This window comes from Sphingomonas humi (assembly GCF_039536725.1).
Classification (GTDB): Bacteria; Pseudomonadota; Alphaproteobacteria; order Sphingomonadales; family Sphingomonadaceae; genus Sphingomicrobium; species Sphingomicrobium humi.
In genome coordinates, this window is sequence record NZ_BAAAZD010000001.1 from 210,978 (window position 1) to 236,479 (window position 25,502).

Annotated in this window: 26 protein-coding genes; 3 read left to right on the forward strand and 23 right to left on the reverse strand. The window is 67.7% G+C overall.

The genetic code is table 11. The features are described 5' to 3' along the window. Window positions 1-8 precede the first annotated feature (8 nt). Window positions 9-2,159, forward strand: coding sequence for a TonB-dependent receptor (locus ABD729_RS00920; protein WP_344708281.1), 2,151 nt, complete (start codon window positions 9-11; stop codon window positions 2,157-2,159). Here ABD729_RS00920 and ABD729_RS00925 read toward each other — a convergent pair. From ABD729_RS00925 to ABD729_RS00980, 12 genes are all read right to left on the reverse strand, one after another. Continuing rightward, entirely contained in the window at window positions 2,156-3,688 is a 1,533-nt protein-coding gene (locus ABD729_RS00925) for a UdgX family uracil-DNA binding protein (RefSeq protein ID WP_344708282.1), read from the reverse strand. The two genes, ABD729_RS00920 and ABD729_RS00925, sit on opposite strands and share 4 nt — an antisense overlap. A gap of 148 nt (window positions 3,689-3,836) precedes the next feature. After that, window positions 3,837-5,081 (reverse strand): putative DNA modification/repair radical SAM protein, encoded by a 1,245-nt coding sequence (locus ABD729_RS00930; RefSeq protein ID WP_344708283.1) that lies wholly within the window; start codon window positions 5,079-5,081, stop codon window positions 3,837-3,839. A 58-nt stretch (window positions 5,082-5,139) separates the two neighbouring features. Then, complete coding sequence (locus tag ABD729_RS00935) at window positions 5,140-5,913, reverse strand: COG4705 family protein (protein ID WP_344708284.1); 774 nt, start codon at window positions 5,911-5,913, stop codon at window positions 5,140-5,142. A 28-nt stretch (window positions 5,914-5,941) separates the two neighbouring features. Continuing rightward, window positions 5,942-6,754, reverse strand: a complete 813-nt coding sequence (locus tag ABD729_RS00940; RefSeq protein ID WP_344708285.1) for a DUF1206 domain-containing protein — start codon at window positions 6,752-6,754, stop codon at window positions 5,942-5,944. Window positions 6,755-6,887: 133 nt separating this feature from the next. Then, on the reverse strand, window positions 6,888-7,289 hold the full coding sequence (locus ABD729_RS00945; protein WP_344708286.1) for a hypothetical protein: 402 nt from the start codon (window positions 7,287-7,289) through the stop codon (window positions 6,888-6,890). A gap of 54 nt (window positions 7,290-7,343) precedes the next feature. Continuing rightward, on the reverse strand, window positions 7,344-7,901 hold the full coding sequence (locus tag ABD729_RS00950; protein WP_425564806.1) for a demethoxyubiquinone hydroxylase family protein: 558 nt from the start codon (window positions 7,899-7,901) through the stop codon (window positions 7,344-7,346). Next, window positions 7,880-8,380: a disulfide bond formation protein B gene (locus ABD729_RS00955; protein WP_344708287.1), complete on the reverse strand. Its 501-nt coding sequence runs from the start codon at window positions 8,378-8,380 to the stop codon at window positions 7,880-7,882. Before ABD729_RS00955 ends, ABD729_RS00950 begins: the two co-directional genes overlap by 22 nt. Next, window positions 8,380-9,702 (reverse strand): S41 family peptidase, encoded by a 1,323-nt coding sequence (locus ABD729_RS00960; RefSeq protein WP_344708288.1) that lies wholly within the window; start codon window positions 9,700-9,702, stop codon window positions 8,380-8,382. The genes ABD729_RS00955 and ABD729_RS00960 overlap by 1 nt, the downstream gene beginning before the upstream one ends. Window positions 9,703-9,781: 79 nt before the next feature. Further along, complete coding sequence (locus ABD729_RS00965; RefSeq protein WP_344708289.1) at window positions 9,782-10,894, reverse strand: murein hydrolase activator EnvC family protein; 1,113 nt, start codon at window positions 10,892-10,894, stop codon at window positions 9,782-9,784. Between the two features lie 4 nt (window positions 10,895-10,898). Next, window positions 10,899-11,321, reverse strand: a complete 423-nt coding sequence (locus tag ABD729_RS00970; protein WP_344708290.1) for a 23S rRNA (pseudouridine(1915)-N(3))-methyltransferase RlmH — start codon at window positions 11,319-11,321, stop codon at window positions 10,899-10,901. A gap of 21 nt (window positions 11,322-11,342) precedes the next feature. Next, the gene (gene rsfS, locus ABD729_RS00975; RefSeq protein ID WP_344708291.1) at window positions 11,343-11,729 is read right to left on the reverse strand and encodes a ribosome silencing factor; all 387 of its coding nucleotides are present in this window, start codon (window positions 11,727-11,729) and stop codon (window positions 11,343-11,345) included. Beyond that, complete coding sequence (locus tag ABD729_RS00980) at window positions 11,722-12,372, reverse strand: nicotinate-nucleotide adenylyltransferase (RefSeq protein ID WP_344708292.1); 651 nt, start codon at window positions 12,370-12,372, stop codon at window positions 11,722-11,724. The genes rsfS and ABD729_RS00980 overlap by 8 nt, the downstream gene beginning before the upstream one ends. A gap of 62 nt (window positions 12,373-12,434) precedes the next feature. Here ABD729_RS00980 and ABD729_RS00985 point away from each other — a divergent pair, with 62 nt between their 5' ends. After that, complete coding sequence (locus ABD729_RS00985; RefSeq protein ID WP_344708293.1) at window positions 12,435-13,493, forward strand: DUF3667 domain-containing protein; 1,059 nt, start codon at window positions 12,435-12,437, stop codon at window positions 13,491-13,493. Here ABD729_RS00985 and ABD729_RS00990 read toward each other — a convergent pair. The 3 genes from ABD729_RS00990 to ftsH form a co-directional block, all read right to left on the reverse strand. Further along, window positions 13,490-13,807, reverse strand: a complete 318-nt coding sequence (locus ABD729_RS00990) for a hypothetical protein (protein WP_344708294.1) — start codon at window positions 13,805-13,807, stop codon at window positions 13,490-13,492. The two genes, ABD729_RS00985 and ABD729_RS00990, sit on opposite strands and share 4 nt — an antisense overlap. Window positions 13,808-13,905: 98 nt before the next feature. Beyond that, on the reverse strand, window positions 13,906-14,283 hold the full coding sequence (locus ABD729_RS00995; RefSeq protein WP_344708295.1) for a hypothetical protein: 378 nt from the start codon (window positions 14,281-14,283) through the stop codon (window positions 13,906-13,908). Between the two features lie 88 nt (window positions 14,284-14,371). Continuing rightward, window positions 14,372-16,318 (reverse strand): ATP-dependent zinc metalloprotease FtsH, encoded by a 1,947-nt coding sequence (gene ftsH / locus ABD729_RS01000; RefSeq protein ID WP_344708296.1) that lies wholly within the window; start codon window positions 16,316-16,318, stop codon window positions 14,372-14,374. Between the two features lie 339 nt (window positions 16,319-16,657). On the opposite strand from ftsH, the gene ABD729_RS01005 reads away from it, so the two are divergent. Next, on the forward strand, window positions 16,658-17,518 hold the full coding sequence (locus ABD729_RS01005; RefSeq protein WP_344708297.1) for a serine hydrolase: 861 nt from the start codon (window positions 16,658-16,660) through the stop codon (window positions 17,516-17,518). Here ABD729_RS01005 and tilS read toward each other — a convergent pair. From tilS to ABD729_RS01045, 8 genes are all read right to left on the reverse strand, one after another. Next, window positions 17,515-18,450 (reverse strand): tRNA lysidine(34) synthetase TilS, encoded by a 936-nt coding sequence (gene tilS, locus ABD729_RS01010; RefSeq protein ID WP_344708298.1) that lies wholly within the window; start codon window positions 18,448-18,450, stop codon window positions 17,515-17,517. The genes ABD729_RS01005 and tilS overlap by 4 nt on opposite strands. Window positions 18,451-18,527: 77 nt before the next feature. Next, on the reverse strand, window positions 18,528-19,409 hold the full coding sequence (locus ABD729_RS01015) for a tetratricopeptide repeat protein (protein ID WP_344708299.1): 882 nt from the start codon (window positions 19,407-19,409) through the stop codon (window positions 18,528-18,530). Window positions 19,410-19,451: 42 nt separating this feature from the next. Beyond that, complete coding sequence (locus ABD729_RS01020) at window positions 19,452-20,249, reverse strand: helix-turn-helix domain-containing protein (RefSeq protein WP_344708301.1); 798 nt, start codon at window positions 20,247-20,249, stop codon at window positions 19,452-19,454. 73 nt (window positions 20,250-20,322) lie between these two features. Continuing rightward, complete coding sequence (gene ptsP / locus ABD729_RS01025) at window positions 20,323-22,593, reverse strand: phosphoenolpyruvate--protein phosphotransferase (protein WP_344708302.1); 2,271 nt, start codon at window positions 22,591-22,593, stop codon at window positions 20,323-20,325. Between the two features lie 57 nt (window positions 22,594-22,650). After that, window positions 22,651-22,902, reverse strand: a complete 252-nt coding sequence (locus ABD729_RS01030) for a hypothetical protein (protein WP_344708303.1) — start codon at window positions 22,900-22,902, stop codon at window positions 22,651-22,653. 100 nt (window positions 22,903-23,002) lie between these two features. After that, window positions 23,003-23,452, reverse strand: a complete 450-nt coding sequence (locus tag ABD729_RS01035; RefSeq protein WP_344708304.1) for a hypothetical protein — start codon at window positions 23,450-23,452, stop codon at window positions 23,003-23,005. Between the two features lie 93 nt (window positions 23,453-23,545). After that, a complete protein-coding gene (locus ABD729_RS01040; protein ID WP_344708305.1) occupies window positions 23,546-24,430 on the reverse strand; it encodes a J domain-containing protein in 885 nt (294 codons plus the stop codon). A 77-nt stretch (window positions 24,431-24,507) separates the two neighbouring features. Next, window positions 24,508-25,491, reverse strand: a complete 984-nt coding sequence (locus ABD729_RS01045; protein ID WP_344709607.1) for an NAD(P)H-dependent flavin oxidoreductase — start codon at window positions 25,489-25,491, stop codon at window positions 24,508-24,510. Window positions 25,492-25,502 lie beyond the last annotated feature (11 nt).

Consider the following 25,502-nt stretch of genomic DNA (forward strand, 5'->3'; position numbering starts at 1 on the left):
TTTCACCCGTGCGTAGCCTTGCTCGCGCCCTTGCTGGCGCAACCCTCGTCATCGTCCCCGGCACCGCCACACTCGCCGCGCCGGCCGAAATCGCGGTTGGTGACGCCGCGGCTGGGCAGGACGCGGCGCAGGTCGTCGTCGTGACCGGCAGTCGCGAGGAATATGGGGTCAAGACCACGATTACCGGGACCAAGACCAACACGGCGGTCCGCAATATCCCCCAGGCCATGTCGATCGTGTCCGAAGCGCAGATCGAGGACCAGTCGCTCCGTTCGGTCGGCGACCTCCTGATGTTCGTCCCGGGCGCGACCCCCGGCACCGGAGAGGCGAACCGCGACCAGTTGACGCTGCGCGGCAACAACACGACCGCCGACTTCTTCGTCGACGGGTTGCGCGACGACGCGCAATATTTCCGCGACTTCTACAATCTCGACCGTGTCGAGGTGCTGAAGGGCCCCAACGCGATGATCTTCGGCCGCGGCGGCGGCGGCGGGGTCATCAACCGCGTCACCAAGCGCGCCGGCCTCACCAACGACCGCCAGTTCATCATCAGCCACGACAGCGAAGGCGGCACGCGCCTCACCGCCGACGACAACATGCGCCTGGCCGGCGCGCTCGGCCTTCGCCTCAACGGCGTGTGGGAGCATGGCGACAGCTTCCGCGATTTCACCAAGATCAAGCGCTACGGGATCAATCCGACGCTCGGCTGGCAGCCCGGTGCCGACACCCGCGTCGACCTGTCGTACGAATATTTCCATGACCGCCGCACGACCGACCGCGGTATTCCGTCGCGCGCCGGCCGTCCGCTCGAGGGCTTCGACAGCGCCTTCTTCGGCGATCCCGCCAATAGCACCAGCAACGCGGACGTGCAGATCGCGACCGCCGCGTTCGAGCACAAGTTCAGCGACACCCTCCTGCTGCGCCATCGCACGCAGTTTGCCGACTACGACAAGTTCTACGAGAACGTGTATCCTAGCGCCGCGGTCAGCGCCGCCGGCACGGTCGCGATCGGTGCCTACAGCAGCCGCAACGATCGCCAGAACCTGATCAGCCAGACAGACGTCGTGTGGGACGGCAACCTCGCCGGGTTCGACCAGACCTGGCTGTTCGGGTTCGAACTTGGCCGGCAGCAGAGCCGCAACCAGCGCCTGTCGGGCCGCTTCCTCAACGGGGCGGGGGTGGTCACCCCCTCGCTCGGCACCGTGACACTCGCCAACCCGACCGTTGCCCGGCGGATCGACTTCTTCCGCGCCGCCAGCGACGTCGACAATGATACGCGGGCCACGATCGGCGCGGCCTATGCGCAGACGCAGCTCAAGCCCACCGACTGGCTGGAGCTGGTCGCTGGCCTCCGCTTCGACCGCTTCCACCTCAAGGTCGACGATGAACGGCCCGAGGTCGCGACCTTCGCCCGGACCGACAATCTGGTCTCGCCGCGCTTCGGCCTGGTGCTCAAGCCGACCAAGACGCTGTCGATCTACACGGGCTATTCGCGGTCCTTCCTGCCGCAGTCGGGCGACCAATATGGCGGCCTGACCCAGACCACCGCCGCGCTGAAGCCCGAGCGGTTCGACAATATCGAGGCCGGCGCCAAGTGGGAGCTGCTGGACGGCCTTCTCGCGACCGCCGCCATCTATCAGCTCGACCGCAAGAACACGCAGGCGCCGAACCCGGTCCTTGGCCAGCCCAACCTGCTGACCGGCGCCACCCGCACCCGCGGGCTCGAGCTGGGCGTTGAGCGCAGTGTCGCCTCGCGCCTGCAGGTGTCGGCGGGCTATGCTTGGCAGGACAGCGAGATCCGCCGTTCGACCACCGCGGCGCCGGCCGGCCGGGCCGTGCCGCTGGTGCCGAGGCACAGCTTTTCGCTGTGGACCAAATATCAGGCGACGCGCGATTTCGCGGCAGGGCTCGGCCTGCTTGCCCGGTCGAAGAGCTTCGCCTCGCTCGGCGGGGCGGGCGCGGTCAGCACCGCCACCGTGCTGCCCGGCTACAGCCGCCTCGACGGAGCGCTCTATTACAAGCTGCTGCCGGGCATCGAGGCGCAGCTGAACGTCGAGAACCTCACCAACCGCGACTATTTCCCGACCGCGCACAACGACAACAACATCGCGCCCGGCGCCCCGCGCACCGCGCGGCTGAGCCTCAAGGCCGACTTCTAGGCGAGCGCCGCAGCGCGGTCCCTGATCCGCACCAGATCCTCGACGAAGCGCGCCCGCTCCTCACGGCGGCGGTCTTCCTCGGGGATGCGGAGAAGGAAGCTCGGGTGGACGGTCACCCAGCATTCGCTGCCGTCCGCCAGCGTCAACGGCGCCTCGCGCGCCTTGGTAATGGTAAGCGTCTTGCCCGTCAGCGAGCGGGCCGCGGTCGCCCCCAGCGCGACGGTCAGCGGCGGGCGGATCAGCGCGCGTTCCTGTTCCTGCCACCAGCGGCAAGCGTCGATCTCTGCGGTGTCGGGCTTGGAATGGATGCGCTTCTTGCCACGCAGCACGAATTTGAAATGCTTGACCGCATTGGTGACGTAAGTGGTCGCGCGATCGATCCCGGCCTTTTCCAGCGCTGCGTCGAACAGCTGTCCGGCAGGCCCCACGAAGGGACGCCCGGCCAGATCCTCCTGATCGCCCGGCTGCTCGCCAACGAAGAAGATGCTGGGGTTGAGCGGCCCTTCCCCGAACACCGTCTGGGTCCCGCAGCGAAACAGGTCGCAGCGGGTGCAGCTCATGGCCTCCTCGCGAAGCGCCGCCCAGGCCGCCTCGACATTGCCGCCGGGCTGCACGCCCGCCGACGGGGCAAGGTTATTCCGGGCTCGTTCGATCATCTCCAGCTCCCGTGCCCGCGCCCCTGCGATCAACGGAGCCACCAGCGCGGTTTCAGGCATATTGTGCCAATATTTCTTCGGCATCTCCTTCAGCATCGCCTTCACCTTGAGGCGCGCGGGGTTGAAGATGCTGGCGTAATAGGTCCGCCACGTTTCCTCGAGCGGGTCGCCGTCGGGCGCCTCGGCACGGGTCGCGCCCGGCCCCTCGCTCAGACGCTCGGTCGCTGGATCCCAGTGGATCGACAGTTCAGGCGAAAGGATCGACCAGCGCATGGTCGCAAAGCGGCGGACGAAGAAGCCGGCTTCGCGCCGGACGATGTGATGATCGGGTTCGAAGAAGGCGACGAAGCGGGTGCCCCCCTCTTCCTCCACTTCGCGGAAGCGGACGAAGGCGTGCATCTTGTGCGCGTCGCGGCGGACTTCCTTGGCGAGCTTCTCGAGCCGGTCGACCAGCGGGTCCGCCCGGTCCTCCAATGCGCGGCGATTGGCCTTGAGCTTCCACAGGAGGGCGTAGAGCAAGGCAAAGCGCTGCGGGTCGGAATGGCAGATTGCAGCCTTTGCCATGTCGATGAAGGGCTTGGGCACCGAGAACATCGGCTTGCCGGACGGCGGCGGCGCGGCACCCTCGTTTCCGAACAGCTCGCCATCCTCGCCGCGAACCTGCCAGACGACCCCCATCGGAGGCACCCCGGCCATGACGAGTTCGCGCGCGGCATCGCGCCAGCCGTCGAAGTCGTCGGGTTCGTCGAGGATGATCTTCAGCGGATCGATCTGCGGCCCGTCAGGAAGCAGCACCCCGGCGTGGCCGCTGACCCCATGGACGGGCGCGAACAAATCCGCTGGGTTGCCGCTGCGGCCGTTGGCGTCGCTCATGCGTGAAGAAACGCCGCAAAAGGCATATCGTCCACTTCGTCCACTTTCTCAGGCAAGCTTGTCAGGTGAGGCAAGGAGCGAAGTGGGCAGAAGCAAGCCGACATCCCGTCCGCAATAGCCTATCTGGTTCATGTAGGACAGCGTTGCCTCAGGCCGCGAACAGTTCGAGCTGGCTCTTCTCCGGCTTGATCCATCGCTTGAGGTCGGCCTTGTCGGTGAGCAGGGTCGGCCGCCAGTCGCTGGTGACGATGAAGGGCCGGATCTTGGCCACGCTGACCGTCAGCCGCGCCACATCGTCGAGGGTGAAGGTGCGGAATCGCCGCGAGCTGAGGATGCGGCCGACCGCCTTGGTGCCGAGCCCCGGAACGCGCAGCAGCTGCTCCTTGCTCGCCTTGTTGATGTCGACGGGGAAGTAGTCGCGATATTTGAGTGCCCAGGCGAGCTTGGGGTCGATGTCGAGCGGCAGCATGCCGTCGGGCTCGGCCGCGCTGACCACTTCCTCGGGCTTGAAGCCATAGAAACGCATCAGCCAGTCGGACTGGTAAAGCCGGTGTTCGCGCATCAGCGGCGGACGCTGCAGCGGCAGGACCGCGCTGGCGTCCGGAATGGGCGAGAATGCCGAATAATAGACCCGGCGCAGGCTGAAGCGATCGTAGAGCGTGCTGGCCTTGGTAACGATGTCGCTGTCGGTCGCGGCATCGGCCCCGACGATCATCTGCGTCGACTGACCGGCCGGCGCGAAGGTCGGCGCAGACTTGTACTTCTTCTTGGCGTCCTTCCCATCCTCGATCGCGCCCTTCATGCCGAGCATCGCCCCTTCGATCTGGCCGGCGCTCTTTTCCGGCGCGAGGCGCTTCAGGCCCGGCTCGGTCGGCAGTTCGACGTTGATCGACACGCGATCGGCGTACAGCCCCGCCTTCTGGACCAGTTCGGGATCGGCGTCGGGAATGGTCTTGAGGTGGATGTAACCACGAAAATCATGTTCCTCGCGCAAGCTGCGCGCGACCTCGACCAGCTGCTCCATCGTGTAATTGGAGGTGGCGATGATGCCCGAGGAGAGGAACAGCCCCTCGATATAGTTGCGCTTGTAGAAGGCAAGGGTGAGGTTGACGACTTCCTGCGCCGTGAAGCGCGCGCGGCGGACGTTCGAGCTCTTGCGGTTGATGCAATAATGGCAGTCGAAGATGCAGCTGTTGGTCAGCAGGATCTTCAGCAGCGAGATACAGCGGCCATCGGGAGCATAGGCGTGGCAGATGCCCATGCCCTCGGTCGAACCGATGCCCTTGCCGCCGACGCTGTTGCGTTTGGAGGTCCCCGACGACGCGCAACTCGCATCATATTTGGCCGCATCCGCGAGGATCGCCAACTTTTCGCGAGTGTCGAGTTGCGCCATTCGTTCGGTATATGTTCTTACCTGCGCCGAGGCAAGCTTATTACCTGTTTATAGCCTCTTAGCCGTGTTTTCCGGCGCGCTGCGGGCGCCACCACAGCAGCAGGATGATTGCCGCCAGCAGGATCAGCGAGGCGACCGGGCGGCTGACTTCCAGCCCCCCTTTCGCAAGCGGCTTGTCGAACCAGTCGCCAATGGTGGCGCCGAGCGGCCGGGTGAGGATGAAGGCAGCCCAGAACAGCATTGGCCGCGGCAGCTTCGTGCGGAACCACAGCAGGGCGACCAGCCCGAGCATTACCGCAAAGATCAGTGCGCTTCCGGCATAGCCCGGCCCGCTGTCGGCCACCCAATCGCCTAGCGCGGTCCCCAGCGTCTGCGAAAAGGTGATCGTCGCCCAGTAGAAGAGTTCGGGACGAAACCCGTGGACGTCATCGACCGCGATCCTCCCCTCTCTCGCGCGCCACGCCAGCAGCGTGCCGATGACGAGGGCGAGCAACAGCATCGAACCGCCGGGATAGCCAAGTCCGATCGACCGCGTCGCGAAATCGGCGAGCGTGGTCCCGAAGGTGGTCGAGGCGATGATGGTCGCCCAGTAGAGCGCGGGGTGGAACTGGCGTGCTCGAATCTGCATGGCAGCGAGCAGCAGCAGGGGCAGGCCGAAGATCGCGGTTCCGACCAGATAGCCGCTAACGGCGGCGCCGGCCGCATCGGGCGTAGTCTCGCCCAGCCAGGTCATGGTGACCGTGTCCCCGGCGGTCTCTCCGAAGGTGGTCGCGAGGATCTTCACGATCCAGAACCACAAGGTGAGTTCGGGGACCTTGGATCGTTGTTCCATTGTCACCGCCTGCGTGCTGTAGCTTCAATCAGACCGGCAGCTTGCTTCGCGCCTTGCGCGCCAGTCCACCGACCGGGACGTCGTTGATCACCCGGAAGCGCGCTTCAATCAGACAGTACAGGCCGAACAACAGCAGGCCGAGGGCGACCACCGTGTCCCATGGCGAGGAAAGCCAGGTCAGCGCTTCTTCCATGCCGCCCGCTTCACCCGCCTTGCGCTTGAAGCCGGCGCTGGCAAGGAAGGCACCGCTAATCAAAAATACCGCCCCGCGTGCCGAATAGCCCGATTGCCCGGTGTAGCGGGCCCACGGCTGGTGGGCGACGCCAGGCTCCAGATGCTTGAGGAAGTCGGCCTGCCACGCTTTCTTGAACTGAAGGATGCCGACCACCAGCAGGGCAAGCCCGGCAACGATCAGCAGCAGCTGGCCGCCGGGCAGCGAGAGCGCCGTCTGCGCCTGCTCCTGCGCGCCGCTGTCGCCGCTTCCGGAGCTGGCGCCGGTGTGCTGGAACAGCCGCACCGCCTGCCAGGCGAGGAACAGGTGGACGAGGCCGCTAGCCGCCGCGCCGCCGCGCTCTGCGAGCCCCTTGCGGCCATGCTCGTGCCGCTCGATGTTGAAGGCGGCGTCGGACAACCGCCACAGCCCGTAGGCGAGGAAGCCCGCGATCATCAGTCCGAGCAGAATCCGGCCGCCGCCCTGCGCCAGCACCGATAGGGCACCGCTGGTGTCCTCGGTGCGGCCGGTGCGCAGGATCAGGAACCCGATCACGAGATAGAGCAATCCGCGCGAAGCGAAGCCGAGGCGGGTCAGCATGGTGAGCGCGGCGCTCGGATCGGTGCGCATTGGGTGGGTTCCTCCTGTCAGCCTCCGTAACGGAAGCGGGCGAACCCCTGTTCCATGCCCGGTGCGGTGGCGGCATCGGCGGGCTGGGTGGGAGCGACTTAGGCAGGGCGCCCGCCACTCCCCCGATCAGGCCTTAGCGGGGCGGCTCGTCCTGCGCGTTCTGCTCCTGCCGCTCGGCGACGCCGCGCAGGATTTCCTTGTTGGCGCAGCCGAAGTCACCGCCCGGGCCGACGCCCGAACAGGTGCCGGGGCCGGTCTGCCCCATGGTGGCTAGCTCCTTCGAGCGGACCCCCCAGCTGGTGCTGAGCTGCGGCGGATCGGCCGGGCGCAGCGCTTCGGGCAGGCGATAGCGATCCTTTTCCGGACGGCGGGCGCAGACCACCACTTCATCGTCGGTTGCGCGCGGGCAGGGATCGGTGCCGAATACGACGATCTCCCGCGTCCGTGCCTGCGCCGTCTGGGCACTGGCGGGAAGCGCGGAGACGAGGCCGCTGCCGATGACGGCGCTCAGCGCCAGAACCAGTCGGGTGTTCATGATACTCGTCCTTTCAGGCGCTTCAGCGCACGGGTCCTTGTCGCGTTCCGTCGGTCAGATCCGCTTGGACGCGGCGATCGCGACCTTGCAGATCGAACGGATGGCGATGCTGAGAAGGGGATAGCCGGGGACTTCGAGCGCACCATGCTCACGCGCGGTGTCGCGGTGCTCGAGCTCCTCGGCCTGGAACTGGCGGATATCCGCGGACAGTTCGGGATCGCACTCGCCAAGCTCGGCCAGCTGTTCTTCGTAGTGAAGGTCGATCTCGGTCTCGACCGCGTCGGTGCAGGCCATGGCGGCCTTTTCGCTGATCAGTGCCGTCGCCGCGCCGAGTGCAAAGCCGCCGATGTGCCACAGCGGCTGAAGCAGGGTCGGGCGGACCTTCCGTTCGGCCAGCAGCTGGTTGAAGCGCGCGAGGTGGCGCTCCTCCTGCGAGGCCATGTGGGTGACGAGATGCGCGGCGCGGGACGATCCGCGCAGCACGGCAAGCTGCCCGGCGTAGATGCGGGTCGCGCCATATTCGCCGGCATGGTCGACGCGCAGCATCGACGGCAGGTCGGGCACCCCGTCGCCCGGCTTCCAGGAGGACTTCAGCGCTTGCGGCTCAGCCATAGGATCGTTCCGGCGGAAAAGAGGGAGATGAGGCCGTTCCACGCGGCCAGCGACAGGCCGAGGAAGGACCATTGGATCTGGTCGCAACGAGTGAGCGGCGTGGCGAGGATCGACTTGAGCAGCTCGTCCGGGCTGGCGCCGGTTGCGACCGACGAGCAGGTCGTAAGGCCTTCCCACCAGCGCTGTTCGACCCCCGCGTGGAAGATGCCGATCGCGCCCGAAACGGCGATCGCAAGCGCCGCCAGGATCACCAGCGGACGCGCCTGCCGCGCCATGACGAAAGACAATGCCGCCAGCCCCACCGCGGCGACGTGCGGCCAGCGCTGCCACATGCACATTTCGCACGGGGTCAGCCCGCCGATGACCTGCGAGCCGAGCGCGCCGAGCAGCAGCGCGCCGGGCACCGCGAGGGCCAGCCACTGCGCCAGCCGCAACCGGCTGTTCGCCGACGTCACCAGTTCGCCGGTGCGCGCGTCCATCAGCGGGCCCTCGGCGCTCCGCCCGGACCCGAGGCGAGGCGCTTCAGCGCCTTCACCGCATAGTCGAGCTGGAAGTCCTTGACGCCCTTCTTCTCAAGCTCGGCGGCGGTCAGGTTGAAGCGCGGATCGACCCCGTCATCCTTTTCCAGCAATTTGTCATCGACCTTGTTCTGGGCGATCAGGTGGCGGCGCAGGTCCGCCTCGCGGATCGCCGGACGATCCTTGTAGTCGGGGTCACTGAGCTGCGGCACAACGATGTCGGGATCGATCCCGCCCGCCTGCACCGACCGGCCGGACGGGGTGTAATAGCGCGCGGTGGTCAGCCGCAGGGCGCGCTCCTGATCGAGCTGTATGACCGTCTGGACCGAGCCTTTGCCGAAGCTGCGTTCGCCCATGACGAGGGCGCGGCGATGGTCCTGCAGCGCGCCCGCGACGATCTCCGCCGCGCTTGCCGACCCGGCGTCGACGAGCACCACCAGCGGCCGCCCGCCGGTAAGATCGCCCGGACGCGCGTAGAAGCGCTCGATATCGTCCTTGGCGCGGCCTCGCTCGGAGACGATCTCACCGCGATCGAGGAAGGCGTCGCTGACCGACACCGCTTGGTCGAGCAGGCCGCCCGGGTTGGAGCGCAGGTCGATGACATAGCCGACCGGCTTGCCGCCCGCCGCCTTGTCCATCGCCGTCAGGGCCGCCGCGACCTGGTCGCCGACATTGGCCGAGAACTGGTTGATGTTGAGAACGCCGACGCCGTCCTTCAGCTCCCACTTGACCGGGCGAAGCTCGATCCGCTCGCGGCGCAGGGTCACGTCGAAGGGCTTATCACGGCCGGGCCGGACGATAGTCAGCTTGACCGCGCTGCCCGGCGGTCCGCGCATCTTGTCGACCGCCTCGTCGAGGTCAAGGCCGTAGAGCAGCTCGCCGTCGAGGTGGGTGATATAGTCGCCGGCCTTGATCCCGGCCTTGTCGGCGGGCGTATCCTCGGTCGGGCTGATCACCTTGACCGTGCCGTCTTCCTGCGTGACCGACAGGCCAAGCCCGCCGTAATTACCGTCGGTGGTGGTGCGCAGCTGCTTGAAGTCCGAGGCTTCGAGGTAGGAGCTGTGGGGATCGAGGCTGGCGAGCATGCCGTCGATCGCGCCCTTGATCAGCGCATGGTCGTCGACCTTGTCGACGTAATTGGCGCGCACCCGCTCGAACACCCCCATGAAGGTTTCAAGTTCCTTGTAGGTGTCGGCATCGGCCGCGGCCTGGGTGGCGGTGGCGACCGGAATGAGGGCGAGCGCCCCGACGAGGGCCAGGGGAGGCAGAAGCTTGCGGATCATCGGTCCATTCCTAGCCATTTCGCCACCCACTTAACAGCGCCGCGGATGAACGCTCGATGAGAATATCGGGCGTCCTGCCCTAACGGGCAATGAGCGCCGCCGGCTCCGCCCGTCCGCCGCGAAACAGTTCGGCGGTGACCGGACCCAGCGCCCGTCCGATTCCCTGCCCGCGCGAGACGCTTTCGCCAACCCGGACCGAAGGCCGCACCCCGGTGAGAAGGCTGGCCCAGCCGCCGCCATGATCGATGATGATGACCCCCGCGCGGGCCCTGAACGGACCTGCAAAGGCGACCTTGCCCGGTGCCGGCGCGGCGACCTCGGTGCCCGTCCCCGCCGCAAGGGTAAGCCCGCGCGAGCGGACGCCGTTGCCAGCCAGTTCGCCCATCCCGACCGTCACGGCGCCGCCGGCGGGAAGGGTCCATTCGAAGGGCGGCGGCGGCGCCTGGCCTTCCGCGGCGAAGGGGCGCAGCTCGGCGGCCGGAAGCTTGGCGAGCGCCGCCGCCAGCTGGCGTGCCGCCTGCCGCTGCGCATTTTCGTCGACCGCGAGCGCTGCCCGCTCGCTTTCGCTCAGCACCATGTCGCCTGCGCTGAAGGCTTGCGCGTCGCGGGTCCGTGCGGTGGCCAGCGCTTCGGTTTCGCGGGCTGCGAAAAGTCGCTGCGCTTCGGCCGCGGCCTGCCGCTCGGCGCCGAGTTGCTGGCGGAGCGCCTGCTGCGACGCGGCGGTTGCGGCAAGTGCCTCGGCCTCGCCACGCAGCGCCGCCGAGCGCCGCTCGACCTCGGGCCCAAGCGCACGGACGAGCGCCGTCAGCCGCACCTGTTCCTCGGCCCCGCCCGCGGTGGCAAGCATCAGCCAGGCCGGGCGCCGCCCCGCTTCGGCAAGACCCGCGAGAAGCGCCGTCGCGGGCCGCCTCGCCTCCGCCAGCCGAGCGTTCAGGATCGCGCGCCGCCGTTCCAGCACCGCAAGCTGCGCCTCGGCCAATTCGATCCGGGCGTCCGCCGCAAGCATCGCCTGCGCTTCGGCCGCTCGCTGGGCCGCAGCACGCTGCGCTTCCCCGCGTGCCGCCGCCGCCGCTGCTTCCAGCCGCCGCTGCTCGGCCGCCGCTGCCGCCGCTTCCTGCTGCGCCACCCGCACCGGGTCGGCCGCCGACACCAGTATCGGCGCAAGCACGAGGAGGAGGGCAAGCCGGCGCATCGCCTCAGCCTTGCCGGTGATAGGGGTGCCCCGCAAGCCAGCTGGTCGCGCGGTACAATTGTTCGGCAAGCATCGCTCGGGCGAGGAGGTGCGGCCAGGTCGCCGCGCCGAAGCTCAGCAGCAGGTCGGCCCTCGCCCGTTCCTCATCCTCATGCCCGTCGGCCGCGCCGATCAGGAAGCGGCATTCGCGCACCCCCGCGTCGCGCCACTTGTCGAGCCGCTCGGCCAGTTCGCTCGACGGCAAGGCCTTGCCGCGTTCGTCGAGCAGCACCGTCACGCAAGGGGAAAGCGGCGGCGGGATCGGCCCGCCGCGGTCGGGAAGCTCGGTCAGCTTGTGCGGCCAGGTCAGGCGCTTCACATAGCGCTCGACCAGCTCCGCCTCGGGCGACCGCCCGATCTTCCCGCGTGCGATGATGTGAAGGAGCACTGGTTGGTGCCGCCGTCTGGCTCAGCCGGCGACGGCGGCCTTTTCATCGCCGAAGGCCCACATGCGTTCCAGATTGTAGAAGCTGCGGACCTCGGGACGGAACAGGTGGACGATGATGTCGTCGGCGTCGATCAGCACCCAGTCGGCGGTCGGAAGGCCCTCGATCCGGACCAGCTTGCCGTAATCCTGCTTGAGCCGGTCGGCGAGCTTGGTCGCCATGCTCGCGACCTGGCGGGTCGAACGGCCCGACGCGATCACCATGTGATCGGCGATGCTCGACTTGCCGGCCAGCGGGATGGAAACGACCTCGACTGCCTGGTCATCATCGAGGCTGCGGAGAACCGCCGCGTGAAGGTCCTCGACGGTAGCCGGCTTGTTGGCGCCGGCCGATTCAGGGGTGTCAGCCAAGGTTTCTCCTGTGATCTGCTGAAGGAATAACGCCCGAACCCGCGTCCGTGTTGCGGGCGAAACGTTCGTGCCAAAAGGGGTCGGCGGCGCGGAGCTGCGTAGCGGAAGTCCGGTCGGGCGGAAGCCTCAGGAAGACGATCGCCGGGGCACTCCAACGCGTCCAGTCCCGTGCCTGGCTTCCGGGCCGGACGAAGCGCCGGAGCCAGCTCGCCACGCGGGCCGTGCGAGCTTGACTCTCATACCCCGGACGGGACAAAACGGCAATCGGCACCGTGGCGGCAAGGCGACGCCAACTTTTCCACTGATGGAATTGCGCCACAGTGTCCTCGCCCATCAGCCAGATGAAGCGGTCCCGGGGGTAGCGCCTGACCAGCGCACCGAGCGTATCCACCGTATAGACGGTGCCCAGCCGCCGCTCGATATCGCTGACCTTGATGACCGAACGCCGCGCCATTTCCCGAGCCGAGCCAATCCGCGCGGCATAAGGTGCCATCCCGGCCTTGGGCTTGAGCGGATTGCCAGGACTGACCAGCCACCACACCTCGTCGAGGCCGAGCGCATCGGCCGCGGCAAGGCTCATCGCCCGGTGCGCGCGGTGCGCCGGGTTGAAGCTTCCGCCAAGCAGGCCGATCCGCCGGGTCATGGTTTTGGGGCTAGCAGTGCGCGGCGCCCTCTGTCACTCTTGGCCGCGGGGAAGCCAAAGCAATGAATATCGTCGAACCGATCGCGGATGCTCTGACCGGCGGCATTGCCGCGCGCGCAGTCGAGCCGGAAACGGGACTGGATCCGACCGGGCACACCGCGGAACAGTCGTGCCTCAATTGCGGAACGGCGCTCGCCGGCGAGTTCTGCCATGCCTGCGGTCAACGCGGCCACGTCCACCGGACCCTCGGGTCGCTTGGCCACGACCTGCTCCACGGCGTGTTCCATTTCGAGGGCAAGATCTGGCACACCCTGCCAATGCTGGCATGGCGGCCGGGCGAGCTTACCCGGCGCTATGTCGCGGGTGAACGTGCCCGGTTCGTGTCCCCGCTGGCGATCTTCCTGTTCTCCGTCTTCCTGCTCGCGACCGTGCTCGCCTCCATGCCCTCGGCGTTGATCAGCGACATCACGGACGGCCTCATCGCCTCCCCGCAGAAGATCGAGGAGGCCGAACGCAAGCTCGGCGAGAAGATCGTCAAGCGCCAGCAGGAGCGATCGGCGATGATCGCGAAGGGCGAGCCGACCACCGTCGTCGACCGCGACATCGCCAAGCTGGAGGATGAGCGAGCCGATCTGACAAGATTGTCGAAGGATGGCCCGGTGAAGGTCGTCACCAAGACCAATTCCCCGGTGAACAGCTGGCTCGACGAGCGCTGGCGGGCGGCCAAGGCGAATCCCCAGCTGCTGCTCTACAAGGTCAAGACATCGGCCTACAAATACAGCTGGGTGCTGATCCCGCTGTCACTGCCGCTGCTGTGGCTGCTGTTTCCGTTCAACCGGCGCTTCTCGCTCTACGACCACGCCATCTTCATCATCTATTCGCTGAGCTTCATGAGCCTGCTGACGGTGGTGCTGGCGGTGCTCGCCCATGTGCCCGCGATCGGCAATGCGGTGGGGTTTGGTTTCTTCCTCATTCCGCCATGGCACATGTACCGCCAGCTGCGCGGGGCCTATTCGCTCGGGCGCGCCGCGGCACTGATCCGGACCGCGCTGCTAACCTTCGGCGCGTTCATGGTGGGGGTCTTCTGGGTGTTCGGGCTGATGCTGCTGGGGGCGCTCTAGGCCGGACAGGGATAGCGCTTGGCAAGCAGGTGGCGCATCGCGTCGGTGGTCGTCATGGTCCGGGCCTGAGCGGCCGGGATGGCGCGCAGCTTCGCCATCAATTCCTTGACGCCAAGCTGATATTTCTCGCCCTTAACCGGGCAGAAGGCCTGTTTTGCCCCGCTCGCCTTGCGCGCCTGATATTCGGCGACCACGGACTTGTTGGCGCCCTGCATCTCGCTTTGCAGCACGGAGATCTCACCGCGGGAGAACAGCGCCAGCGGTCCCTTGCTCTCAAGTTTGGTGGCGCGCTCGACGAACACCGGCAGCGGCATGTTCTGAGCTGCCGCGGGGCCTGCGCGAGCAAGCGTCATCCCAAGCGCCAACAAAGCGTATCGCATTCGACCCCCCGATTTCGTGAAGGACAAGCGGCTCAGCGCTTGCACGGATATTTGCGCTGCAGGACTACCAGCATCGCGGCGCGCAGGCTCATCCGCTGGCGCTCTGCCTGCGGGATCTTCTTCAGCGCGTTGATGAATTCCATGTTGCCGAGCTCGGCGCGCGGCTTGGGGCTGCAGTAGAGGATCGGCTTGCCGGCCTTTTCCGCCGCCTCGCGCTCAAGGCGGATGCTGTTGCCCGCGGCCGTGCCCTCGGCCTGAAGCTTCTTGTAGTCGCCGTCGAACAGGGCAAGAGGCCCCTTGCCCAGCAGGCGGTCGGCGCGGTTGAGGAAATTCTCGGCGCTACCGGCCGGCGCAGCGGCGGCTGGAACGGCAATGGCGGCGAGGAGCACGGCGGCAAATACAGGTCGCATGCACGACTGATGGCGCGTCTTGCCCTGAAGGGGAAGTGAACAAAGGCCGGTATGCGCCGCCCGGCGGCGGCGCATACCTTGAGTAGTGTCAGGCCCCGGCCGGCGCGGCTCCGCCGATGCTCGGCTTGCGGGTCTTGGGAATGCCGGCCCCGGCTGTCGGGATGACCGGCTTGGACGAATGGCCGCGATCAATCGGGCCACCTTCGAGGACGATCTTGATCTCGTCGCCAGACAGCGTCTCATATTCGAGCAACGCCTTGGCGAGCGAGTGGAGCTGGTCCTCGTGAGTGGTCAGCAGCTCGCGTGCCCGGGCATAGCCCGAGTCGACAATGCGGCGGATTTCCTTGTCGATCGCCTGCGCGGTCTCGTTCGACATCTGGCGCTGGCGGTTCATGGAGTAACCCAGGAACACTTCCTCGTCCGCCTCGGCATATTGCAGCGGCCCAAGTTCGTCCGACATGCCCCAGCGGGTGACCATGTCGCGGGCGAGTCCGGTCGCATACTGGATGTCCGACGACGCGCCCGAACTGACCTTGTCGTAACCGAAGATCACTTCCTCGGCGACGCGGCCGCCCATCGCGACCGACAGGTTCGCGTACATCTTGTCGCGGTGATAGCTGTAGCTGTCGCGTTCGGGCAGGCGCATCACCATGCCGAGCGCACGGCCGCGGGGGATGATGGTCGCCTTGTGGATCGGGTCAGACGCCGGCTCGTGAAGCGCGACGATGGCGTGGCCGGCCTCGTGATAGGCGGTCATCCGCTTCTCGTCCTCGGTCATGACCATGGACCGGCGCTCGGTCCCCATCATCACCTTGTCCTTGGCTTCCTCGAACTCGCTCATCGCGACCAGGCGCTTGCCCTTGCGCGCGGCAAGCAAAGCCGCCTCGTTGACAAGGTTGGCAAGGTCGGCGCCCGAGAAACCGGGCGTGCCGCGGGCAATGGTGCGCGCATCGACGTCGGGCGCCAGGGGCACCTTCTTCATGTGCACGCCAAGGATCTGCTCGCGCCCTTCGATGTCGGGACGCGGCACGACGACCTGGCGGTCGAAGCGGCCCGGGCGCAGCAGCGCGGGATCGAGCACGTCGGGACGGTTGGTCGCGGCGATGATGATGATGCCTTCGTTGGCTTCGAAGCCGTCCATCTCGACCAGCAGCTGGTTGAGCGTCTGCTCGCGCTCGTCATTGCCGTTGCCAAGGCCAGCGCCGCGGTGGCGGCCGACGGCGTCGATCTCGTCGATGAAGACGATGCACGGCGCCGACTTCTTGGCCTGCTCGAACATGTCGCGGACCCGGCTTGCGCCGACGCCGACGAACATCTCGACGAAGTCCGAACCCGAAATGGTGAAGAAGGGCACGCCCGCCTCACCCGCGATGGCGCGGGCGAGCAGGGTCTTGCCGGTACCGGGCGAGCCGACCAGCAGCGCGCCCTTGGGGATCTTGCCGCCCAAACGGGCAAAGCGACCCGGATCCTTTAGGAATTCGACGATTTCCTGCAGCTCTTCGCGCGCTTCGTCGATGCCGGCGACATCGGCGAAGGTGACGCGGCCTTCCTTGGGAGTCAGGATCTTGGCCCGGCTCTTGCCGAAGCCCATCGCGCCCGAACCGGCATTCTTCTGCATCTGGCGCATGATGAAGAAGCTGATGCCGAGAATCAGGATGAACGGCAGCGACTGGACGAGGATGATCCACCAGATGCTCGACTGCTCGGCTTCCTTGACCTGCACCTGCACGCCTGCAGCGAGCAGGCGCTCAGTCACCTGTGCGTCGGACGGCGCGGTGGTGCGGAATGTTTCACCGCTGGCAAGCTTGCCGCTGATCAGCTGGTTGCCCGCCTGGGTGACGCTGCTGGTCACCTGCTTGACGTTGCCTTCGCTGACCTGGCGAACGAAGTCCGAATAAGCGATCGGATTGCCTGTCTGCGCGCTCTTCCCGCCTTCGAGCAATTGCGCGAACAGCACGAGCCCGAACAGCACGCCGACCCAGATCAGCAGGCTCTTGGTCCAGGGCCCGCCAGGCTTCTTGTTCTTCTCATCCATGCCCGACAATGTAGGTGAGGCGGGCCCCCTCGCCTAGAGGGGCCTGATGGTCTGTGTCATTCGGGGCCGGCCGCCCCTTCCGCCACTCGGCATTGCGGGTGCCGGCAAGCCATTCGACGCTGCGGCGCTTTGTGAATGGATTGCTTCGCTGCGGTCGCAATGACGAAAGGGCTAGGCCTAAGACTCGACTCGCCGCAGCATCGCAACAGTTCACCGCGCGAGTCCCTCAACTGCTTGTCGGGCAACGGAACTTCATCATAGCGTTAAGCAAGTGTTGATCCGAACGCCGCGATAAAGCGCGGGACTTCGGATCTCTCAAGCCTTGTGGACGGAGCCCAGATGCGCGTTATCGCCTTACTCGCCTGGATTCTCAGCATCGCCGTCGCGAGCCCCGCGCTGGCGGCCAGCAGCCCGCACCTGCAAAGCCTCGAACAGCAGCTCTCCTCCTTGCTCGCCGCCCGCTCGGGCGACGTCGGCGTCGCCGCGCTCGACCTTGCGACGGGCGAGACGATCGCGATCAACGGCGACAAGGCCTATCCGATGGCGTCGACCATGAAGGTCGCGGTTGCCGCCGCCTATCTCGACCAGGTCGAGGCGGGCCGCCGCACCCTCGACACGCGCATCGGCACGCAGAGCGCCCGGGCCCTGCTCGAGGCGATGATGATCCATTCCAACAACAATGCGACCGACGCCCTGATCGGCAACCTTGGCGGTCCGCGCGCGATCCAGGACTGGCTCGACCACAACAACATCCGCGGCATCAGGGTCGACCGCAACATCGCCCGCCTGCTGGCCGACAAGCGCGACCTGTGGGACCTGCGCGACAGCGCCAGCCCGGTGGCGATGGTCCAGATGCTGCGCTCGCTCGACAAGGGCAACATCCTGACCGCATCCAGCCGCGCTTATCTGCTTGACGTGATGAGCCGGTGCGCGACCGGCAAGAACCGCATCCGCGGCATGCTCGACGGCGTTCCGATCGCCCACAAGACGGGAACGCTCAACAACTACACCAGCGATGTCGGTTACCTCACCCTGCCCGACGGGCGCCGTCTCGCGGTCGCCTTCTTCGCGCGGGGCGGGACCGACCGGCCGACCACGATCGCGCAGGCCGCGCGGACCATCTACGACGGCTTCACCGGCTGGGTCCGCAGCATCGCCTTCTCCGACAGCATGAGCCGGGCGATCAGCACCGCCAACTAGGAACGGCGCGGCGGGGCGAGCCGGAAGGTCCAGCGCCCGCCTTCTACCCTGACGAGCACGCCGGCCAGCGTCGCGCTGCCACCGATTTCCAGCATCGCCAGCAACCGGTCCAGTTCGGGCCCGCGGGGCCGTGCGTCGGGCATCAGTTCGCCGATCAGCAGCGCAGCGATCCGCCGCCTCACCTCACGCAGCGGCGACGGCCGGTAGATCAGGGCGTCGCCGTCCTGGCTGACCGCTTCCACCCGCTCGCGCCGCGCCATCGCCTCCAGCGCCTCGGACGCCTCGGCCAGCGCCGATGCGGACCGCGCCAGCCGCTCGGCATCGAGCAAGGGGGTCGCCGCGAGCAGCGCCCGAACCCGCGTCCGGTCGTGCCGTGCGTCGTGATTGGTGGGATCGTCGGCCGCGTGCCAGCCGGCCTCGTCGCAGATGGCGGCCAGTTCCGACTTTCGCCAATTCAGGAGTGGCCGGATCAGCGCCACGCCCGGTACCAGTTCCCGCTGCTCGCGCACCCCGGCCAGCCCATCGACCCCGCTCCCGCGCGCCAAGCGCATCAAGAGGGTTTCGGCCTGGTCGTCGGCATGGTGGGCGGTGGCGACCGCCGCCAGCTGATGCTCCCGCGCCCAAGACCCGAGCGCGGCATAACGCGCCTCGCGCGCCTGTGCCTGCACGCTTGCTCCCGTTGCAACCTCGACCGGCAACAGGTCATGGAGAACGCCGAGATCGGCGCAATAGCTCGCGACCATCACCGCTTCCGCCGCGCTTCCCGCCCTCAGGCCATGATCAACTGTCGCCGCGCGCACCCGGCCCGGCCGCGCCTGGGCGGCGAGCATCAGGAGGGCAAGGCTGTCGGGACCTCCGGACACGGCGACGCCAAGCGCGCCGCCGGGAGCGAGCCGGTCGATCGCCGCCAGGAAGTCGTCAATGCGAGCCAAGCGAAGCAATCCGGCACCCCTTCTGCGCGTGCAGAAGCAAGGATTGCGTCGCTGCTACGCTCCTCGCAATGACGAAATCAGCAGCCGGCTTTGGTCTTGGCCGGCGCTAGCAGCTTCTGCAGGTCGGCGCGGATCGAGGCACCATAGACTTCCTCGAGTTCGGCATAGGCCTTGCACGCCTGCTGCGGCTGCTTGAGCGCCATCAGCGACTGGCCGAGATAGAACAGGCTGTCGGGCGCCCGCTCGCCCTTCGGGTTGCCGCGATAATTAGCCAGCAGCGCTTCGGCTGCGGCGCGCGGCTGGCCGCTGTCGAGGAGGGCGCGGCCGATCAGGTTGTTGGCCCAGCTGACGCGGCGGTGCCCTGGGAAGTTCGCGGGCACGAGCTTCAGCGCGGTGACCGCCTGCGGATAGCGCTTCTGGAGCCAAAGCTGGTAGCCGGCATCGTACGCGGCCTCCGCATCGGCATTCGCATCACCGGTTGGCGTGACCCGCGGCGGCTGGGTCGGCGGCCGGGCCGGGGTCGTGACGACGGGCGCGGGTTGAGTTTCGGCGACCGCGGCAGGGTCGCCCGCGGTGGCTCCGGGAGCAGCAGCGCCGCCACCGGTTTCGAGCGCGCGCAGGCGCGTGTCCATGTCGGTCTTGAGCCGCGCCACCTCGGTCTCGAGCGTGGCGACGCGGTTGCCATTCTCCTCGGACAGCCGGGTCATTTCCGCAAGTTGCCGCTCGAGCGCGTCGATGCGGCCCGACAGCGCGACGACCACGGTCTGGCTGGCGGCGGGCGCATCGTCGAATCCGGCGGTGTCGGCGGGCTGACCCTTGGGGAAGACCTGCCGCTGGAGCTGCCTGGTCTGCCGTTCGAGGCGGTAGAGGCGATCCTCCGCGGTCGGCTGCTGCTTCTGCGCGGCGGCGGGAACGGTGAGCGTGAGGGCAACGAGGCCCAGCAGGAATTTGCGCGTCATGACGTCATGTCCGTGATGCCGACCAGCTTAGCGGTCAATGAACTAGCGGGCTTGCGGCGCGGCTGGGGCGGCTGGCGTTGCCGACGGGCCACGCATCAGGTCGGCGGGCAGCAGCGAGACGTTGCTGACCGTCCGGTCCGGCGCGCCGACCGGCGGCGCATCGGCCGTTCCGACCGAGATGCGGATCGCCTGCGGGCGCCCGGTCCGGAGCACCGGCGCGGTCGCTGTCGCCGGCACTTCGTAGCTCTGGCCCGAGGCGAGCTCGGACTGGAACAGGGCCTTGCCACCGCGTTCGGAAATCTGGATCCACACCGGCTCGTTGGCGGTGATGACCACCGGACCGGCGGCTGCGGCGGCGGGCGCCGGCTGCGCGGCAGGAGTGCCGGCGGCGGGAGCGGAGACCGGCGCTTCGGCCTCGGCGGCCACTTCGTCGGGGGCGGACAGCGTACGGTTGCGGTTCCACAGGAACAGCCCGGCCACCACCACCAGCGCGACCAGCGCCAGCAGCACCAGCCAGCGCGGCATCACCCGAGCGGGATCGGCCGGTTCGAACACCTGCGCCTCGGGGCGGGCCGCAAGCGCGCCGCCGCCCATCTCGGCCCGCAGCGCGTCGCCGACCTCGACGCGATCAAGTCCGACGATGCTCGCGTAGCTCTTGGCGAAACCGATGGTGTAGGTCGGCGCGGGAAGCTTGCCCCACTCGCTTTCCTCCAGGCTCTGGAGGTGGCGCGTCGGGATCCGGGTGCGGGCCGCGACGTCTTCCAGGGTGATGCCCTGCGCCTCGCGCGCGGTGCGCAGCTGCTCGCCGACCGTCACGGCTCCGCCTGTACCTTCTTCCATTACGCGCGCTCACCCTCCCGAGGCTTTGGCGGCTCTTGTTGCGGTCAACGAAGGTCCCGTCAACTTGAAGGACTTAGTCGAGTGCGACGGAGTGCCGCTTTGCCCAGTCAGTCAGCGCCTTGCGCATGTCGCGGGGCGGTTTTGCGAGCAGGGCTTCGACCTTGCTGCGCGCCGCTCCCGCGTCCAGTGAGCGGATCATCGCCTTGACCGGGCCGACCGCCGCCGGGGTGATCGAGAAGTTGTTGATGCCGATCCCCATCAGCGCCATCGCTTCCAGCGGCCGGCCGCCCATTTCCCCGCACACGCGCACCGGCACCCCTGCCGCGGCGGCCTGGCGGGCGACCCGGCGGAGGAAACGCAGGATCGCCGGGCTCAGCCAGTCGTAGCGTTCCGCGAGGCGCGGGTCAGCGCGGTCGGCAGCGAACAGGAATTGCGTCAGGTCGTTGGTCCCGACCGACAGGAAGTCGATCCGCGGCAGCAACTGGTCGAGCATCTCGGCAAGGCTCGGCACTTCCAGCATCGCGCCGAATTCGATCCGCGCCGGGCCGGCCTTGCGCGCCTTCACCCATTCGACCTGCGCTTCGAACAGCGCGCGGGCTTCCTCATATTCCCACGGCTCGGAAATCATCGGGAACATCACCCGAAGCACGCGCCCCTCTGCCGCCTCGATGAGCGCGCGGGCCTGCGCCTTCATCAGCGTCGAACGGTCGAGGCTGAGGCGCAGCGCGCGCCAGCCCATCGCCGGATTTTCCGCTTCGTCGCGAATGTCGGTCAGGTAGGGCAGCGCCTTGTCCCCGCCGATGTCGACGGTGCGGAACACCACCGGCCGATCGCCCGCCGCGTCCAGCACCTGGCGGTAGAGGCGATATTGCGCGTCGCGCCCGGGGAGGGCGGCGGAAACGAGGAACTGAAACTCGGTCCGGAACAGTCCGATGCCGTCGGCGCCCGCCGCGTCGAGCGAGCCCGCATCTTCGGCCAGGCCGGCATTGACCATCAGCGTCGCGCGCAGCCCGTCCCTGGTGATCGGCGGCTGCGAGCGGATGGCGGCAAACTCGGCCCGGCGCTTGATCCCCATCGCCGCGCGGTTATCGAACGCGGTCGCGACGGCGCGGGTCGGCCGCACCACCAGGCTGCCCTGGTTGCCGTCGACCAGCACGCTGTCGCCCTCGGCGGCGATATGGCCGATGTCCTTGACCCGGCCGATCACCGGCACCCCCATCGCGCGGGCGACGATGGTGACGTGGGCGGTCAGCGAGCCTTCTTCCAGCACCACGGCCTTCAGCCGGCGCCGATCATATTCGAGCAGTTCGGCGGGGCCGAGGTTGCGGGCGATCAGCACCGAATCCGCCGGCAAGCCCGTCTGCGCGGCCGTTCCCATCCGCCCGCTGACGATCCGCATCAGCCGGTTGGACAGGTCTTCGAGGTCGTGCATCCGCTCCTTCAGCAGGGGATCGTCGATCTCCAGCATCCGTGCACGGGTCCGCTGCTGCACCCGCTCGATTGCCGCTTCGGCAGTCAGCCCGCTGTCGATGGCGAGGTTGATCCGGCGGACCCAGCCCTCGTCATAAGCGAACATCTTGTAGGTCTCGAGGATCTCCTGATGCTCGCCCGCGGTTCCGAACTCGGCCTCGCGGGTCATATGCTCGATCTGGGTCCGCATCTTGGAAAAGGCGGAAATGACGCGGCTGCGCTCGAGCTCGGGATCGTCGGCGACCGTATGTTCGACCACCACGCGCGGCTGGTGGAAGACCGCCTGGCCCCGCGCCATGCCGGCGACGAGCTTGAGCCCGGCCAACCGGACCATTCCTTCGCGCTGGCCGCCTCCGCCGCGCCGGTCGAACCCGTCGATCAGCCGCGCGCCCGCGATCAGTTCGGACAGCACCATCGCCACGGTCTGCAGGGCTTCGATCTCGACCTCGGCATAAGCGCGCGGATCGGCGTGCTGGACCGCCAGCACCCCCACCCCGCGCTCGCGGAAGATGATCGGAACGCCGGCAAAGCTGTGAAAGCGGTCCTCGCCCGTTTCGGGCCGGTAGGCGAAGGCGGGATGCTTGGTCGCCTCGGCGAGATTAAGGATCCGGCCCTCGGCGGCGATGGTACCGACCAGGCCCTGGCCGGGCGACAGGCGGGTGACGTGCACCGCTTCCTTGTTGAGGCCGTGGGTCGCGAACAGCTCAAGTGAAGCGTCGCGAAGCAGATAGATCGAGCAGACCTCGCTCTGCATCGCGGACGCGATGAGATCGACCGTCAGGTCGAGCTTGGCCTGAGCCGACACCCGCCGGGCCATCAGCTGGTGGAGCCCGGTCAGGATCTCGCGAGCGGCGTTGGCGGCGGTCAGCGGCATGGGTAACGCGCTAACATCAACGCGAAGGCGGGCCAAGCGGCGGCACCCGATGGATTGTCAGGCCACCATTCCGAGGCCGGTCCTTAGTGCTCCCGCAAAGGCCGCCAGCGCCGTCGCCAGCGCCGCCCTGCGGTTGAGGATCTGGGTGCGGTTGAAGGCGACCACAAGCCGGTTCAGGTCCTGGTGATCGAGATGCTCGGTCGCGCTGACCCGCCGCATCTGCCCCCGGCTGGCCTTGAACCAGAGGATCCCGGACGCGGTCGCCGCGACGATGATCAGCAGGTCGAGGGCGAGGAGCGCGGCGGTCATGAGCGTCGATATCTGCAGGTGGCCGCCCGGATGCAATGCCCTTGCAGCTGCGCAACGAACCGGGCGGCGGGACTTCCTTCGCCGCCCGGTCCTATGCCCCTTACTTGGCCCTGAGCGTCAGTTCCTGCATCAGGATGTTGCTGCCCAGCTTGCGCATGCTGACCCGCTGTCCGCTCGCCTGTTCGGCCTGGCGAGTGGTTTCGCGCAGGTTCTTCTCCATCGCCGCATCGCGGTCCATCTGCTCCTTGGCATCGGGAATGCGGGCGAATTCGGTGATGAGGTAGAGGTCCGGCTCGTCCATCCGCTTGTTGACGTTGACGAGGATGCGATAGCCGCTGATCCACCCCTGCGACTTGGCGAAATCCTGGTTGCGCCGATAGCGGTCGGCAACGAAATCCATGTAATTCTCGAACTGGCCGGGCTCGATATAGATGCCCTGTACCGACCAGAAATTGCCCGGTGCATAGGATGACGCCTGCGCCGAGGCCGCCGTCGGCGCAAGCGCGAAGGTGGCAGCCGACAAGGCGGCTGCGATCAGCAATTTCTTCATGTGATATGCCCCTGTCCGGTCAGATCGCAGTTTGACGCGACTCGCGGGACCGGTGGGGTGAGTAGGCGCCTTGCCCGCGACTTGGGCAAGCGCTCAGTTTCGCATGATTTCCGCGACTTCCATGTTGCGCTTCAGATAGGTGTCGCGGCGGCAGCCGTCGTCACGGCAGTCCTGCAGCCGCTTTGCAAAGGTTTCGCGGGTGGCGAGCAGCCGACTGCGCTTGGCCTCGGTCCCGAAGCGCAGGCTCTGGTCGGTCAGCAGTTGAAGGTGCCGCTCGAGCGGGGCGAGGTCGATGCGGGCGAGCGGGGCAGCAGCGAGCGCGGACCTGGGTTCCTCCCGGGCTGGCTGCACCGGGGGCTGTGCCGGGACCCGGGTCGCCGCATTTGCCGGGGACCGATGGGGCGCTGCGGCGGAGCGAGTAGCCGTCTCGATCGGCAGCGGAAGCGGTTCGGCCGTCGGCAGCGGCGGCTTTAGCGGAAGATCGATGGCGAGCCGTTCGTCTGGCCTCACCGGCGGTGGTTCCACCTCGACCCGGGCTTGGCGATGGGCAGCGATCGCATCCTCGACCGGGCGGATGGCCGGTGGTTCGATCGGGGTGGCATTTGCCCGGGGAGCGGTGGCGGCCACAGCCGTTGGAGGCGCCTCATGCGGCTGTTGCAGCGCCCACCAGCCAAGGCCGAGAGTCGCCGCCGCAAGCAACAGGAAGGTGTTGCGCGCCGCAACGCCGCCGCGGGCGCGGGAGGCCGGAATTACCGCGCCGCCGGGCGTGAACCGCGCCTGCTGCGTTTCGTCATAGGCGGCGCGCCTTGCGGGATCGCGCAGCACGTCCCAGGCCGCCGTCACCGACTGTGCGCGCGCCGCATCGGCGTCCCCGCCAGTATCGGGATGATAGCGGCGGATAAGCGCAAGATAGGCGGAGCGGATCGACGCCGGGTCGGCATTCGGGTCGACCCCCAAAGTGCGATAATGATTGGTCATGGCCGCCGCGCCAACGCCCCTTCGCCGGTCCCGTCAGTCCGCCTCATAGGGCAAAGCGGCTGCCCCCGCACCTGCTCTTACGACCGCCTTTCGAGCGCCGCCTCGGCCTCGCCCATCAGTTCGGCGATGATCTCCGCGGTTGGCTGTTCCTTCGTCACCATGCCGACCGACTGGCCGGCCATGACGCTGCCGGTTTCGACATCGCCATCGATCACCGCGCGGCGCAGCGCGCCCGCCCAATAATGTTCGATCTGCAGCTGCGCTTCGGCCATCTCCAGCGCCTTGCCGTCGAGCTGCGCGGCGATTTCGCGCTGCTTGGCGGCGAAACGCTCGGTTTCCTTGTTCTTGAGCGCGCGGACGGGGATCACCGGCAGGCGCGGATCGATCTGCACGCTCGGTATCGCGTCGCGTGCCGAGGCGCGGATGAACGCCTTCTTGAAATTGGCGTGGGCGATGCTCTCGGTCGCGCAGACGAAGCGGGTGCCAAGCTGCACGCCCGCCGCACCCATTTCGAGGTAAGCTGCGATCGCTTCGCCACGGCCGATCCCGCCGGCGACGAACACCGGGATGTCGCCCGCGACATGGGGCAGGATTTCCTGCGCCAGCACGCTGGTCGAGACCGGGCCGATGTGGCCACCGGCCTCCATCCCCTCGATGACGATCGCGTCCGCGCCCGAGCGGATCAGCTTTTTCGCGAGGCTGAGCGCCGGGGCAAAGGCGATCAGCTTGGCGCCGGTCGCCTTGATCCGGTCGATCGCCCCGCTCGGCGGCAGCCCGCCCGCCAGGACGATGTGCCCGACCTGATGCCGCCCGCACACCTCGATCAGGTCGGTCAGCTGCGGGTGCATGGTGATGAGGTTGACGCCGAACGGCTTGTCGGTCCGCTTCCTCGTCTCGGCGATCTCGGTGTCGAGCAGTTCGGGGTTCATCGCCCCGCAGGCGATCACGCCAAATCCGCCGGCATTGCTGATCGCCGCGACGAGATTGCGCTCGGACACCCAGCTCATCGCCCCGCCGAGGATGGCGTAGCGCGTGCCGAGGAAATCGGCGCCGCGCGCCATCAGCTGGTCGA

Excerpts from the sequence above, each read along its gene's own strand:
- ABD729_RS00980 (WP_344708292.1), bottom strand. The coding sequence starts at position 12,372 with ATGACCCGGCGGATCGGCCTGCTTGGCGGAAGCTTCAACCCGGCGCAC.
- ABD729_RS00985 (WP_344708293.1), top strand. The coding sequence starts at position 12,435 with ATGAATATCGTCGAACCGATCGCGGATGCTCTGACCGGCGGCATTGCC.
- ftsH (WP_344708296.1), bottom strand. The coding sequence starts at position 16,318 with ATGGATGAGAAGAACAAGAAGCCTGGCGGGCCCTGGACCAAGAGCCTG.
- ABD729_RS00950 (WP_425564806.1), bottom strand. The coding sequence starts at position 7,901 with ATGGCTGAGCCGCAAGCGCTGAAGTCCTCCTGGAAGCCGGGCGACGGG.
- ABD729_RS01005 (WP_344708297.1), top strand. The coding sequence starts at position 16,658 with ATGCGCGTTATCGCCTTACTCGCCTGGATTCTCAGCATCGCCGTCGCG.
- ABD729_RS01045 (WP_344709607.1), bottom strand. The coding sequence starts at position 25,491 with ATGGCGCGCGGCGCCGATTTCCTCGGCACGCGCTACGCCATCCTCGGC.
- ABD729_RS01040 (WP_344708305.1), bottom strand. The coding sequence starts at position 24,430 with ATGACCAATCATTATCGCACTTTGGGGGTCGACCCGAATGCCGACCCG.
- ABD729_RS00930 (WP_344708283.1), bottom strand. The coding sequence starts at position 5,081 with ATGGCGCAACTCGACACTCGCGAAAAGTTGGCGATCCTCGCGGATGCG.
- ptsP (WP_344708302.1), bottom strand. The coding sequence starts at position 22,593 with ATGCCGCTGACCGCCGCCAACGCCGCTCGCGAGATCCTGACCGGGCTC.
- ABD729_RS00945 (WP_344708286.1), bottom strand. The coding sequence starts at position 7,289 with ATGAACACCCGACTGGTTCTGGCGCTGAGCGCCGTCATCGGCAGCGGC.
- ABD729_RS00965 (WP_344708289.1), bottom strand. The coding sequence starts at position 10,894 with ATGCGCCGGCTTGCCCTCCTCCTCGTGCTTGCGCCGATACTGGTGTCG.
- ABD729_RS01030 (WP_344708303.1), bottom strand. The coding sequence starts at position 22,902 with ATGACCGCCGCGCTCCTCGCCCTCGACCTGCTGATCATCGTCGCGGCG.
- ABD729_RS00995 (WP_344708295.1), bottom strand. The coding sequence starts at position 14,283 with ATGCGACCTGTATTTGCCGCCGTGCTCCTCGCCGCCATTGCCGTTCCA.
- ABD729_RS00960 (WP_344708288.1), bottom strand. The coding sequence starts at position 9,702 with ATGATCCGCAAGCTTCTGCCTCCCCTGGCCCTCGTCGGGGCGCTCGCC.
- ABD729_RS00925 (WP_344708282.1), bottom strand. The coding sequence starts at position 3,688 with ATGAGCGACGCCAACGGCCGCAGCGGCAACCCAGCGGATTTGTTCGCG.
- ABD729_RS01020 (WP_344708301.1), bottom strand. The coding sequence starts at position 20,249 with ATGGAAGAAGGTACAGGCGGAGCCGTGACGGTCGGCGAGCAGCTGCGC.
- ABD729_RS01015 (WP_344708299.1), bottom strand. The coding sequence starts at position 19,409 with ATGACGCGCAAATTCCTGCTGGGCCTCGTTGCCCTCACGCTCACCGTT.
- ABD729_RS00955 (WP_344708287.1), bottom strand. The coding sequence starts at position 8,380 with ATGGACGCGCGCACCGGCGAACTGGTGACGTCGGCGAACAGCCGGTTG.
- ABD729_RS01035 (WP_344708304.1), bottom strand. The coding sequence starts at position 23,452 with ATGAAGAAATTGCTGATCGCAGCCGCCTTGTCGGCTGCCACCTTCGCG.
- ABD729_RS00935 (WP_344708284.1), bottom strand. The coding sequence starts at position 5,913 with ATGGAACAACGATCCAAGGTCCCCGAACTCACCTTGTGGTTCTGGATC.
- ABD729_RS00990 (WP_344708294.1), bottom strand. The coding sequence starts at position 13,807 with ATGCCGCTGCCGGTGTTCGTCGAGCGCGCCACCAAACTTGAGAGCAAG.
- ABD729_RS00940 (WP_344708285.1), bottom strand. The coding sequence starts at position 6,754 with ATGCGCACCGATCCGAGCGCCGCGCTCACCATGCTGACCCGCCTCGGC.